The sequence below is a fragment of the Magnetococcales bacterium genome (assembly GCA_015228935.1).
Lineage (GTDB): Bacteria > Pseudomonadota > Magnetococcia > Magnetococcales > DC0425bin3 > HA3dbin3.
On the sequence record JADGCO010000004.1, the window covers coordinates 1 to 14,290 of the forward strand.

8 protein-coding genes are annotated in these 14,290 nt (G+C 44.8%); all 8 read right to left on the minus strand.

Annotation, left to right across the window (positions count from 1 at the left end):
• Positions 1-146: 146 nt before the first annotated feature.
• The gene (locus HQL65_02225) at positions 147-986 is read right to left on the minus strand and encodes a hypothetical protein (protein MBF0135029.1); all 840 of its coding nucleotides are present in this window, start codon (positions 984-986) and stop codon (positions 147-149) included.
• 446 nt (positions 987-1,432) lie between these two features.
• Positions 1,433-2,587 carry a hybrid sensor histidine kinase/response regulator gene (locus HQL65_02230; protein ID MBF0135030.1) on the minus strand — a complete coding sequence of 385 codons (1,155 nt, stop codon included), beginning with the start codon at positions 2,585-2,587 and terminating at the stop codon, positions 1,433-1,435.
• A gap of 125 nt (positions 2,588-2,712) precedes the next feature.
• A complete protein-coding gene (locus HQL65_02235; GenBank protein MBF0135031.1) occupies positions 2,713-3,771 on the minus strand; it encodes a response regulator in 1,059 nt (352 codons plus the stop codon).
• Complete coding sequence (locus HQL65_02240) at positions 3,768-7,070, minus strand: response regulator (protein ID MBF0135032.1); 3,303 nt, start codon at positions 7,068-7,070, stop codon at positions 3,768-3,770. The genes HQL65_02235 and HQL65_02240 overlap by 4 nt, the downstream gene beginning before the upstream one ends.
• Before the next feature lie 134 nt (positions 7,071-7,204).
• Positions 7,205-7,633: a hypothetical protein gene (locus HQL65_02245; protein ID MBF0135033.1), complete on the minus strand. Its 429-nt coding sequence runs from the start codon at positions 7,631-7,633 to the stop codon at positions 7,205-7,207.
• A 78-nt stretch (positions 7,634-7,711) separates the two neighbouring features.
• The gene (locus HQL65_02250) at positions 7,712-7,894 is read right to left on the minus strand and encodes a hypothetical protein (GenBank protein MBF0135034.1); all 183 of its coding nucleotides are present in this window, start codon (positions 7,892-7,894) and stop codon (positions 7,712-7,714) included.
• Between the two features lie 121 nt (positions 7,895-8,015).
• The gene (locus HQL65_02255) at positions 8,016-9,152 is read right to left on the minus strand and encodes a hybrid sensor histidine kinase/response regulator (protein MBF0135035.1); all 1,137 of its coding nucleotides are present in this window, start codon (positions 9,150-9,152) and stop codon (positions 8,016-8,018) included.
• 36 nt (positions 9,153-9,188) lie between these two features.
• Entirely contained in the window at positions 9,189-14,078 is a 4,890-nt protein-coding gene (locus tag HQL65_02260) for a response regulator (GenBank protein ID MBF0135036.1), read from the minus strand.
• Positions 14,079-14,290: the final 212 nt, after the last annotated feature.

The window sequence follows — 14,290 nt, forward strand, 5'->3', positions numbered from 1 at the left end:
CACAGCCCTTCCTCCTGGACCTCCATCCCAGTTTTTCATTCGTTTTTATTGAAATCAACATGTTATCAGACAGCCTCTGACATTCCTGGTTTGGCGACTCAAGACATATCGAAAAAAATTCGACATGCCAAATCAGTACGGTTGGTTTACAAAACAGTTGGTTGATTGTTCAAACGGCACACCTGTCCCGAGCCGGATGTCCAGGTGAAGAAGGATTTGTTGTCGAATCCGCGCCAGAAGGATGTGTCTGACGAAAGTGTGAAACCCGTGCTGATATTCTGGACATAATCATTGCCCATTTTTTCTGTCGGTGCCCATTTGCTTTGGGTTGAGGTCAGGATTTTTTGGGCCTGTTTCTTTTCAGTCGGCAGATGCACTTTATCTGTGGCTTTTTTCTTGGCAGGTGTTTTATCAGCGGTCACTTTTTTCTTTTCTGTTTTGGCTTTCGTGTCGGATTTTTCAGGTTGGGTTTCGGATTTTTTGGCTGGCGTTGTGACCGGTTGCGGGGTGTCAGTATCATCCTGGGTGGTGCTGCTGGCTTCTACAGGTTCCTTTTCGAGTTCCGCAACAGCAAATTTGTACTCATCCATACGTTTGTTCATGCCAGTGCGCACCCTGTCCCAAACCACGGCATCCTTGGCAGCCAAGCTTTTCACGAAAGCCATTTGCGATTCGGCGTCGGGTCTTGAAATTCTTTTGGCCTTCAGATCGGCCCGGATTTTATTGGCTGTCTGGGTACGGCAGGAGATCAATTTTTTCAAGGCTTCCTGGGTTTTGTCGATTTCCTGTCCATCCTTGATCATGTCGTTTTGGAGATCGAGGACGGCCTGATCCTGTCCCTGCTGGACCTTGCTTGCCCAATAGCCACCCAGGGCACCCACGGCGGCCCCGGCAGCGGCTCCCCACAAGGCACTCTTGACGTCGCCTTTCATCAAGGCACCCAGTCCGGCACCAGCCACCGCGCCGACCACGGCCCCTTTCAGCATGTCTTCGCCGTAATAATCTCCCGTTGAATCCAGTGCCACCAGATTGGCCCGACACCCATCCCGGCCATCATCCGGCCCGATTCTTTGCTCCTGGGTTGAAACACCCACGGCATTGATGGCTTGACCGGTCGTCATGCACCCCTCCAACTGCATGCCGACAAAACAGGCCAGGATAAACGAAGCACCGGATCGACGGGCAAGATGATGACACCAGGCACTCTTGGATAATAACGTTGCCCTGTTCTTTGGATAAGATTCTGTTAATCCAGATTGTTTCATTTTTGTTCCTTTTTCATGTCAAGACTCATGACCACGATTTTCAACCCATTGTCAGCCAGATTATCATTTTGAAGGGTGTGAACGATATGGGATATCGACGACGGGGCAGAACGGATTGAATTAAATCATTGTACAAATAATTGATTGGAAAAGAAACCCCGCCAAATTCATGTATGTCCAGGCAGAGTGACAATGACTGAGGTCAACCCGGCTTGTGAACAATCCAGTTCGATGGTACCGCGCTGGGTTTTGGCGGAGAGCCAGGCCGAGTAGGTCCCCAGGCCTGTGCCGCGTTTTTTTCCGGATGTGACATATTTTTCAAAAAATCGGTCTCTGATGTCATAAGGAACTTCGCCTTGATTGGTGATCCGGATGGTGCAGGTGCTGTCGATGGAAGCAAGAGCAATGGTGATTGTTCCCATGTCGGGGGAGGCTTCGATGGCATTCAGGATCAGGTTGGAAAACAGGGGATGGCAGAGCATTCTTTCACCAATCACCATGAATGGAGCATGTCTGTCCAGGCCATCTGCACGAGAAATATGGATGGTGACACCCTTGGGTTTGGCATGCCTTACCATATCGTTGCTGACCCGTTCCAGAACGAGCATCAAATCAAATTTTTCAGGTTCGAGCTGATAATTTCCTGTTTCAATCCTGACCAGATCGAGGGAGCGGTTGATCATTTCCAACATGGAATAGGCGCTCTTTTCCATCATGCTGACGATGGAGCGTTGTTCTTCGGTCAAATTTTCGCCACTCATGAGCAGGACTTCCGGAAGACCGATCAGACCCGAGAGGGGACCTTTGAGATCGTGCCGGGCCATTTGTTCGATGTCTTCGCGCAGGCGGAGGGCGGTTTGCAGTTCTTGATTTTTGCGCTGCAAATCTTTTTGCGCTCTGTGCAAGGCGATGGTATTGCCAACCCGGGCCAGGACGACCATCGGATTGCTGGGTTTGCGGATGTAATCAACGGCACCCAGTTCCAGGCCGATGGTTTCGTCGGCGGTGCCGTCCATGGCCGTGAGGAAGATGATGGGAATATCCCGGGTATCGGGATTGTTTTTGAGACGGCGGCACACCTCATACCCATCCATTTTGGGCATGACGATATCCAACAGGATCAGGTCCAGCCCCCCCAGATCCGCAATCTTCAGGGCCAACAAACCATTGGTAGCCACCTTGATGGTAAACCGGGTCCCCAGAATACTGCGAATGACATCAATACTTTCCGGTTGATCATCGACCAGCAGAACGACGCCTTCCTTCGCACCATGCGCAGGATCGACACCCCTGCCGGTTGCAGGAACGGATTTGATTTCCATATTCCTGAACCACGGTGCAGATTGATCTGGTTCCATAAGGGGAAGAGGGTGATTCATCAATGATCATTCCAGAAAATTGGTGGCGTTGCGATTGTCAGGTTGACAGACATGCATGGTCCACGGGATCACCCGTCCTGAAACTGTTGCATGATTTCCAGAATGTCTGATTTCAAATCCATGAACATGGCTGCCAGATTCGGGTCAAAATGTTCTCCTGACTCCTTGTTGATCAAATCCATTGCATCATCGACTGTCCAGGCCTTTTTGTAGGGGCGCACGGAGGTCAAGGCGTCGAACACATCGGCCAGGGCCGTGATTCTGCCTTCCAGAGGGATATCCGCGCCGCGCAATTTTCTCGGATACCCCTTGCCATTCCATTTTTCATGGTGGGTGTAGGCGATCAGGCGGGCCATGCTCAGCAGTTTTGAAGGTTGCTCGCCAATGATTCTGTAGCCCTTTTCCGCATGGCTCTTGATGATGTCAAACTCGGCTTCAGTCAATTTTCCTGGTTTCAGGAGAATCTGGTCAGGAATGCCAATCTTGCCAATGTCATGCATCATGGCAGCATACATGATTTGTTCAGATTCAGGTTCGCTCAATCCGGCTTTCAAGGCCAGAATTTTGGTGAAGCGGCTCATCCTGATGACATGCAGGCCTGTTTCATTATCCCTGAATTCGGCGGCACGACCCAATTGGCGAATGACCTCGATCCGGGTTTCTTCCAGTTCCATGGAACGCAGCTTGAGCTGCGCGGTACGCAATTCAACCTGGTCAGACAATAATTTTCTTTTGTCACTGAAAGCCAGATGCGTTTTGATGCGTGCCAGAACGATGGGAAGGCTGACGGGTTTGGTCAAATAATCCGCTGCACCAAGTGCAAAGCCGAAGGTTTCATCTTCCACGTCTGATTTGGCGGTCACGAACAGGATTGGAATATCGCGGGTTCGTTCATCCTGTTTGAGCAGACGGCATACTTCATAGCCATCCATTTCGGGCATCATGACATCCAGGAGGATCAGATCAGGAGGTGTCGGAGAGAGAGCAATTTTCAGGGCAAGGCGACCATTCGTGGCAATCTGGAGTCTGTATTCCGGGCTGAGAATGTTTTTCAATACATCGAGATTTTCCGGTGTATCATCCACGACCAATATTGTTTTTCTTGGATCCTGTGCTTTTGAAATCATGATTGTTTTCCAAGGTCAATTCCGGACTCGGTTGCCAACTGGCGCAATGCAGCAAGGCCTGCTTCAAAATCATAACGTTCCAGGTGACCTTGCAGTTCCATGAAGTGATTGCGCATGCCGTCTGTATAGAGCAGACCATCCAACTTGTTAATGATATGTTCCACTGAGGCATCATATTCAAGTAATAGTTTTTCAGCTTCACGCAAATAATTGGCCAAATTCAGCAAATTTTCTTCAGATATATTGTTGCAGAATTCTGTGTGGTGAGTATCGATTGCGGGAGTATTTTCCCCGGCCTGGGAAAAAAAGTTCCGGATGGTTCCGATAACGTGATCCAATTCCCTGGTGGCTGTTTCCAGAAATGGGGAGACCTCTTCGGTGGTACAGCGATTTTTCGCTTTTTGTTCAATATTTCCAGCCAGATTCCACAGGTCAGTGATGCCCAGGGTGCTGGCAACTCCCTTGAGCGTGTGGGCCGTATGGGCAAGGGAATCCATTTTACCGGCACGCAGATCATGCACCATTTTCTGCCCCATTTTTTCCTGATTGCAGATAAATTTGCGCAAGACTTTATAATAAAGATCGATGTTTCCGCCAACGTTACGCAGACCTGAGCGAACATCGATGCCTGGCAGATGAGGAATGTCAGCAATCTGCTGTATTGTCGGGCTGTTGTTGGGCACCCTCTGGGAAGGGAGCAGATGCTGGTTGGCTGAGGATGAAGCCGGTTTCACCCATTTGCGCAATACATCGAACAGGATGTTGGGGTGGATGGGCTTGGCAACATGATCGTTCATTCCGGCACCAATACACTTTTCCCGGTCTTCAACCATGGCGTTGGCCGTCATGGCAATAATGGGTACATCAGCATGATTCACGTCGGTTCGAATCATTCGGGCTGCGGTCAGACCATCCATGACGGGCATTTGCAGGTCCATCAGGATGGCATCAAAATGTCTTTTCTGTGTTGCTGCGACGGCTTCTTCCCCATTTTCTGCCAGTGTAACGCAAATGTTGGCCTGTTCCAAGAGTTCGCGAGCCACTTGCTGATTGATTTCATTATCCTCGACCAGAAGAATATGAATATTATTCAATTTATCAATTTCACCAAGTGACCGGGGCAGATCAACAGCCATCTGATTGTTCTGGAGATCAGATTCATTCCTTGCCTGATTTTCGACCAGCTTGTTCAGCCGAACATGAAAAATAAATTGACTTCCCTGCATGGGTTCGCTTTCGACACGAATGGAACCGCCCATCATTTCCACCAACCGCTTGCTGATGGCCAGACCCAGACCTGTGCCACCATATTTGCGCGTGGTCGAAGCATCTCCCTGGAAAAATTCCTGGAACAGATTATTTAATTGTTCACGGGTCATACCGATACCGGTATCGGATACGGCAAACTCCAGAATCACATGATTATTTGTTTTTTCACAAACATGCGTCACAACCTTGACCTGTCCATGATGGGTGAACTTGACTGCATTGCCGATCAGATTGGTCAGGATCTGTCCCAACCGGAAAGGATCCCCCAACAGAAAAGGGGGAATGTCATCTGCGGTGTCCAGAATCAGTTGGATTCCTCTTTCCTGGCACTGAATCGTAAAAATATCTTGCAGGTTGGCCAATAAATCTCCTATCACAAATTTTTCCTGCACCATGGATATTTTTCCGGCCTCGATTTTGGAAAAATCCAGAATGTCGTTGAGCAGGTGCATGAGGGAGTCGGCGCTGGATTCAACTTTTTTCAAATAATCGGTTTGCTGCGGGGTCAGATTGGTTTTGAGGCACAAGTTGGTCAGGCCCATGATGGCATTCATGGGGGTTCTGATTTCGTGGCTCATATTGGCCAGAAATTCACCTTTGGCCCGACTGGCGGCCAGGGCTTCATCCTTGGCTTTGATCAGGTCTGCTTCCATGTTTTTGCGGGTGGTGATTTCACTGACCGTACCGACCATGCGGGTGACACGTCCCTGGGCATCCCACTCCACAGCAGCCCCTTTGGAGTGAACCCAACGGATACCTCCATCCAGAGGAATGATGCGGAACTCCAGATCATAGGAGTCTATTTCACCGTTTCGGTAACGTTCGCCATTTCGAAGGACCCAATCCCGATCATCCGGATGAAGTCGGGCAACCCAGTCATCGCGTAAACGTTGCCTGTTATCCCATGAAAAACCGTAAATCATGGCCTCAATGGGGTCAATCACCTGTTCACCCGTGATAAAATTAATGTCCCACAAACCCAGTTTGCCATTTTGAAGAGCCATTTCCAGGCGTCTGGCACTTTTTTCCACCTCTTCCTTGGCTTTGACGAGTTCTGTTTGAACCTTTTCCAGGGCGTCCAGATATTTTTTTCGTTCGGTTATATTGCGGATCACACCAACGGTTCCCATGTAACGACGTGTCCGGTAATGGGTGTCATTGCCGATTTCTCCGTAGATGCCAGAACTGTTGACTTCCACATTGATCACGGAATCACTGAACGAGTTGACGGCGTCTGATTCAACCGATTGGCCCGCCTTGGTTTTTAACCGGATTTGCAGGGCAGTTGTCATCCTCAAACCGGTACGACGTTCATCGAACACTTTGTGACACTCAGGATTGGATACTCCAGGTTTAACTTCCTGCAATACACCGTCAAGGGTAGAACGATAAATATCCGTACTGTCGATGATGGTCGAAAAATGCCGGCCAATCAGTTCAGACGGATGGTAGCCAAGCATTTCCACAGAATTGTTCAAGAAGGTAAAATTTCCATTTTCATCAATTTTATAAACAATATCCGGCAGCATTTGAACCAGGCTCCTGAAGCGTTCTTCCGATGCGACGAGCTGTTCCATGTTGCAGGTCAATTTTTCATTGATTTCCTGTAATCTTCTGTTATTGCTTTCCAGCTCCCTATGCGCCTCCCGCAAGGAAAAATGGGTTTTGATACAGGTTCGGACAATGGGGGGGGTAATGGGCTTGAAAATATAGTCGATACCACCGACCTGAAATCCCTTAATCTCTTCCTCGGTGCTTCTCTTGGTGGTGATGAAGATGACAGGAATTTCCCTGGTGGCATGGTTTGCCTTGAGTTGCCGGCACACCTCGTAGCCATCCATCCCGGGCATGATGACATCCAAAAGAATCAAATCCGGATGGGGTTTCATGGCAGCCAAATCCAAGGCAAGCCTGCCGTCGTTGGCCAACAGGATTGTATAATCTTTTTTCAGAATGGCTTTTAACAAATCCAACATTTCGCTGGAATCATCAACAATCAATATGGTTGGTTTCGATGAATAATCTGACATGGAAGTTGTTCCAGACTCTTGAATAAAATGTTTAGACAGCCGCAAACCTGGAAAAGTGCCGATCTGAAAAGGAATCTGTTTCTTTACTGAAGCCGGCTGGAAACAGTATCATATTCAATCAAGTCCGGCCAACTTCAATGAATGGACGGATTCCCTGGATGAAAGGTCATCTTGTTGTTGATTGCAATGGTGCGAAAGCGGCAATAATGCGTCATGCCGGGATCCGAAGAGTTGACCAGGGCAATCATGCCAATCTGAATGTCAGTATAATAGAAGAAAACCATCATACTACCTGGAATGGCACAAGTGCCATGGATAAATGTTTTGTCGTCATCAAGCTTCAGCATTAAAAAATCATGTGAGCCGAAGGATAGGTTGAAATAGTGCTTGACTGCCTTCTTGATGATGTCCATGAGCTGTTTGTTATTGGTTTTTTTTGACTTGGCCACGAAATCCACATGCAAGGCCAGATCGTCCATAAAAAATTTGAATGGATCACAAAGATCACTGGCGGATTCAACCGACTGACGCAAAGTGGCAACCAGTTCAGAAAAATTTTTCACGATTCAACTCCATCAGATTTGTTACACAGTTTCAGGGTCAGTTAGTTTGATTTTCAGGAGTTTCTCCCATCCTTGTTTCTAATCCAAATTACCCTTGAAAGCAAACCATGATTTTGGCATTTGCAGCAGTTCGGTCCATGCAGCACGGATCAGCGTTGTTCCAGAAGTTTCAGGCACTGGTTCATCTTGATTTGTAATCAGTAGGCTATCGTGCAGCAGCACCTGTTCATTCATTTCAGGAGCGAAATAAATTAACGGCATGGGGTTCGCTTCATACCCCGCCAGGTCTGTCCTGGACCTGCCAGGGAGCCAAGCACCCTGGACCCCGTTTTCGCCAAGCCCCTGCCCATGGCCGAAACAATGATCATGGCCATCAAGGCCATCATTTTATAATTACTGGCGGCAATTCGACACAGAGGGTTGTGCCATCCGTGTCGGATGTTGTGAAACTGATTTTGCCACCCAGGGTTTCAGCCATCAATTTGGCAGAATAGGCACCAAGTCCCGTCCCGCCTTTTTTACCGGATGTAGAATACTTTTTAAAAAAATTATTCCGGATATCGTGAGGAATACTTCCGAAATTGTGAATCTTGATTTTATTCAGGCTTCCCCGTTCCATGCGCACAGTAATGACTTCACCAGATGGAGAAGCTTCTATGGCATTCCGAATTAAATTGCTCAGCATGGAATAACAAAGAGTTTCTTCACCGAGAATTAAAAATTCTTCTTTGGAAGACGTCGGTTGATCATCGACAAACAATTCAAACCGTAAATTTTCAAATTGAATCAGATCGTTTCCTGAAACACAAATTTTGTTAACAAGACTGACAATATCAACGGGTATGGGATCAAAAGAATATGTTCCTCTTTCCATTTTAAATAAATCGAGAGAAAGATTAATCATGTTTAATAATATATTCCCCGAATCCTGGATAATATGGAATAATTTATTGTGTGAATCACTCAATGTTAATTCGTATTTTAAATAATCAACAAATCCGAGCATGGCATATAATGGAGATTTCAGATCATGGCGCATGATCCGGTCAACTTCCTCACGAAGTTCTTCGGCCTTGCGCAGTTCCTGATTTTGACTTTCAAGTATTTTTTTTTGTTTTTCAAGAGTTTTTTTGGCATTTATCAGGCCAAGATGCGTCTTGACTCTGGCCTTGACCACAGCCGGAACGACTGGTTTGGAGATAAAATCCATCGCTCCAAGTCCCAAGGCATAGGTTTCGTCGGTTGCATCATTTTTTGAAGTGACAAAAATCACTGGAATATCGCGGGTATTTTCGTTGGCCTTGAGGTGTGTGCAAACTGTAAAACCATCCATATCCGGCATGACAATATCCAACAGGATCAGATCCACAGAAACCGATTCAGCTATTTCCAAGGCTCGAATACCATCGGTCGCTATACTGATGGCATACTCATCAGCCAAAAAGGCGGCCAATATTTCAATATTTCCTGGCACATCGTCCACAATCAAAATACGCTGTGTATCATTGTTATCTGCCATGAAACTCCTCCGCTGATTCCTGAAATAAAAAAATTATTAATAATTTGTATTTTCAAACAATTTTAACAATTTATCCAGGGATGCGCGGGCTTTTTTATAAGAAAAAGATTGAAGAAATTCTTCCAGAAGCTCCAATTCCACTCTTGCTTCCAATGAAACTGTCCCGAGCATGGGTTTAATGTTATTGAAAGCACGCATGGTATTAAAGTCAGCCTTGTCAATCAAGGGAAATAATTTTTTCAATTGAGTAACAGCCGTTTTCAAATCAACAGGATGTTTTTCTCTGTGTGCCTCATTGGTTGTATTGCTGTCAGTAAGGGCCAATATTTGTCTGTTTTTCAGGCTTTCTATACTCTGCAACACCTCATTGAGAGCGTTTTCAAAGTTTTTCAGCAACCTTGGCCACTCTTTTTGCTGATTTTCCTTGACCCCTGTTTCAAATGCCATTGCAGCACGAAACAGACTGTGAGCCGACACATTACCAGCAATTCCCTTGATGGTATGAAGTAATATTTTGGCAGATTCTGCATCGGTTTGTCGGTGACCACCAAGATAGGTCTGGATACGTTTGGCTGATGTGGAAAAATTTTTCTGGAATCCAGACAAGACGGAGAGCAAAACCTGAAAGTTGCCGTTGATGCGCTCCAAGGCTGAAGCGATATCAATGCCGGGCAGTGCATTTGGGAAAATGCCCGTATCAAAGGTTGTCGGTTTTCGGGTTGCAGAGACCACGGGCTGCCGTTCTTGATGTTCGGGGGGAATCCACTTTTCCAAAATTGTGAACAGTTGAATTTTATTGATGGGTTTTGAAATATAATCGTTCATACCAAATTTAATACATTTTTCCCGCACCTCGGTCATGGCATCCGCTGTCAAGGCTATGATAGGCAATTTTTCAAATCCTTTCAATTCTCGAATATACTTTGTTGCCGAATATCCATCCATCTCAGGCATGTGAATGTCCATCAAAACGATATCATATGATTTACCATGGAGCATGGTAATGGCTTCCAGGCCATTATTGGCCAATTCCACGATGACGCCGATACTTTCCAGCAACTCTTTAATAAATTGCTGGTTGAGAATATTGTCTTCGACAAGCAAAACCGTGGCACCGCCGACCCGTTGAGAAATTCCAGAATGGTCAACAATGTCATTTCCGAACAAAATATCCTTGGCAACAGTCTTGTCAAATATTTTCATGATGGTGTTAAAAAGAACGGAACAATTTACCGGTTTGACAAGAATGGCATTTGCCTTATGATCGTTTTGAGTTTGCCTGTCTGTCAATTTATTATTGTGTGTTTCTGTAAGCAGGATAATTTTTGGAGGTGAACCGGTGAGAAACAAATCTGTCATTTTGCGAAGCATTGTGAAACCATCCATTTCCGGCAGGCGACAATCGATAAGTATCAGTTGAAAGGGATCCTGATTATTGATTCCAGCCTGAATGGCTTCCATGGCTTCTTCTTCAGAAGAGACCGCTGTCGTTTCAAACCGAAAAAGTTGCATGAGTTGTTGCATCGATTCACGAGCTGTCGGGCGATCAACGATCACGAGAGATTTCAAGGCATGCAAGTCATTTGGCAACAACAGGGCATTTTCAATTATTTCATCCTTTTGCTGTTTCACCTTGACCGTAAATCGAAAATGGCTGCCGTTTCCCGGGATGCTTTCCACCCAGATATGCCCCTCCATCATTTCCACAAGGCGTTTACTGATGGCGAGACCCAACCCACTGCCACCAAACTTGCGGGTGATGGAACCATCTGCCTGGACAAATGGTTCAAACAATTGTGATATCGAGTCTGCGGTCATGCCAATGCCCGTGTCCCGAACAGAAAATTCCAGGACAATGTAATCGGACGTGTCGCTCCTTTCGATCAATTTTACTTTGACTTCGACCTCTCCCTGTTTTGAAAATTTTATGGCGTTGGCAATCAGGTTGGATAGAATTTGTTCAAGTCGTAAATCATCGCCATATAATATGTGCATACATTCCGATGAAAAATTAAAAATCAACTCGACACCTTTTTTTTCGGCCTCGGCACCAAATAAATCAGCCAAACGGTCGAAAATATTTCGAATTATAAATTTATTTTTTTCAAGCTCTAATTTATTAGCCTCAATTTTTGAAAAATCGAGAATATCATTGAGGATTCTCATCAATGCACGAGAAGAGTGTGTAATTTTAGTTAAATAATCTTTCAATTTTGGTTGCATGTCACATTGCAAAGCCAAGTCAGTCATGCCAAGAATGACATTCATGGGGGTCCTGATTTCATGGCTCATGGTAGCCAAAAAGTTGCTTTTAGCTTGCGAAGAGGCCATTGCCCGATTATGTGCTTCATCTAACGCTTTCTTTAAGCTTATTTTTTCATAACATCGTTCTATATGTGTATTAAATTCATTCAAATTGAGCGGTTTCATTAAGTAACTAAAAGCTCCAAGATTCAGTGCGGCAATAGCATATTCCATCTCGCTGTTGCCGGTAATAATAATAGATTGAAGATCAGGTAATATTTTGGAAGCCTGGGCAAGAACCTCCAAGCCATCCATGTCGGGCAAACCAATATCCGTAACCAACAAATCAATGGGATGTGTGTTTATAATATTTAATGCATGAACACCTGTAAATGCTGTGAATACATTGTATAATTTGTTTGATAAAAAATTTTCTAAAATATTTACTATTTCAGGCTTGTTATCAACAATAAGTATTTTTATTAAAGATCTTATTTTATCTGAAACAAGATCAGAAATTGTTTTATTTTGGTAAGGGTCCGTTTTTGAAATATGGTATTTATTAAATTTTTTTATCAAATCACTCCGGTCAATATCTGGCTTTTTAGCATCACATAATGATTGATCAATAAAATATCTTTCCTTATCTATGTTTGCAGGATAGATGGGAATTATTTTATTATAAGACAAGGCTTCAGAAAGGGCTGACGAAATTTCGAGAAGTGAAACAGGTTTAATAAAAATACGCCGAAATCCACTTTCCAGTATTTGCTCTTCGGAAATCGATTCGCTATAACCAGTGCAAAGAAAAACAGGAATATTTGGATGAATTTTCATGATTTCCATGCCCAACGAGTTTCCGAGCATTTTTGGCATGGTCTGATCAGTTATGACGGCATCAAAAGAGTTGGGAGTATCCTTGAATTTGGCCAAGGCTGTGAGAGGATTTGTCAAACCGACGACCGTATAGCCAAGGCCCGTCAGCATTTTTCCCCATATTTCTACAATGGACATTTCGTCATCTACAAACAGAATTCTGCCGCTGCCTTTTTTCAAGTTAATAGAGTCGTCTTCAATAAAAATTTCTTTATGTTGTTCGATGGCCTCCGGAATATAGATCCGGAATTCCGCCCCCTGTCCAAGCTCACTTTCAACATGGATCACACCTCCACAATCGTGAATTGCTCCATAAACTACAGAAAGTCCCAAGCCTGTTCCTTTGTCTTTTTCTTTCGTGGTAAAGAATGGATCAAACATGTGCTTTTGTACTTCGGCGGATATTCCCGGACCGGTATCCCGAACCGTGATGGAGAGATATGGACCTGGGGTGATTGATAACCGTTGGGCCTGGTCAGCCAGGATTTGGCAACGTTGCATGCCAACAGTCAGAGTCCCTCCTTTTTCACCCATAGACTGACCGGCATTTGTGCAAAGATTCATGATCACTTGATAAAATTGAATGGAATCAGCATATATTTGCGCTTCTTCATCATGGATTTCGTTTTGAATATGAATGGTCGCTGGAAGCGTGGAGCGCATGAATCTCAACACTTCCCTGATCAGGGGAACTGGACTGAGTCGTATTTTGTTTTTTTCGGCTTCCCGGCTAAAGGTAAGAAGTTGACGCACCAAATCCCGGCCTCTGGTTGCCGCAGCCTGAATATTTCTTGTTACATCTTCCAGATTGCTCAGCTTCCTTTTTCCGAGTTCGGCATTTCCGGTGATGATGCCAAGAATATTATTGAAATCGTGGGCAATACCTCCCGCCAGTGTTCCAATCGCTTCCATCTTTTGCGACTGAACAAGTCTCTGCTCCAAACGTTTTTTGCTCGATACATCCCGGATGATTGCTGAAAAATTCAAATTTCCCGAAACCTCCCAGGATGCAAGAGTCATTTCCAATGGAATTTCTTCGCCGTCTTTTCTCTTTCCAGACATGGTTAAAATTGTTCCTGGTTTGTATTTCATCATACCAGTTTTCTTAATGCTATCTATGGCATTATGGTGCGCGTTTGAATAAATATCTGGAATAAGAACAGATACGGATTTCCCGATTATTTCACTGGCAGAATATTGAAAAGTATGCTCTGCCCACCTGTTAAAAAAATGAATAATACCATTGAAGTCAATAGAAATAATGGAGTCTGTCGCTGACTCTGCAACAGCCTTGAATCGTTCTTCGCTCTCATTTGTTTCAGTTGCGATACGTTCAGCAATTTCCTTGACCAGTTTCCCATTGATTTCATCGATGGTTTTTTGAAATTGATTGTTTTTTTCCTCCATTTGCCACTGTTTTTCTTTTGTGGTCAAGTGGATTCGAATGCGCGCCAACACAATTTCTGGCGTCACGGGAACACGAATATAGTCAACAGCACCTGCCGCCAGTCCCTGTAGCTCACCTTGCAAGTGCGTATCGCTGGCAATCAATATAACTGGAATATCAGATGTTTGCATATTTTCTGCAAGGTGTCGGCAAAGTTCACGGCCATTCGAATCCGGCAACCTGGTATCTACAAGAATGAGATCAGGCTTGGGTTCAAGAAGGGAACGTTCAAGAGCCTGCTTGGCATTATGGACTGAATCGACCTGGAATTGCTCTGACAGCCTATCAACAAGAGTTGGCAGGCATATGGCTGTTTCACCAACCATCAAAATGAATTGCAATTTTTGTTTGATACTCATGTTGTACCCCGATCTATTTCTTTCGGCTGTTTTGTTTGCAGCGCTTTTTATGTAAAAATATATTTATTTTATTGCATTCAATGTGATTAATAAATCAAGAAACAAGATGACCTGCCTAATGCTTGTTATTTTGAACGTAAAATCATATTTAATAATATATTAACTAAAATAAATTAAAAAACGCTAATTAGTGATATTTTAGACTGTTTATT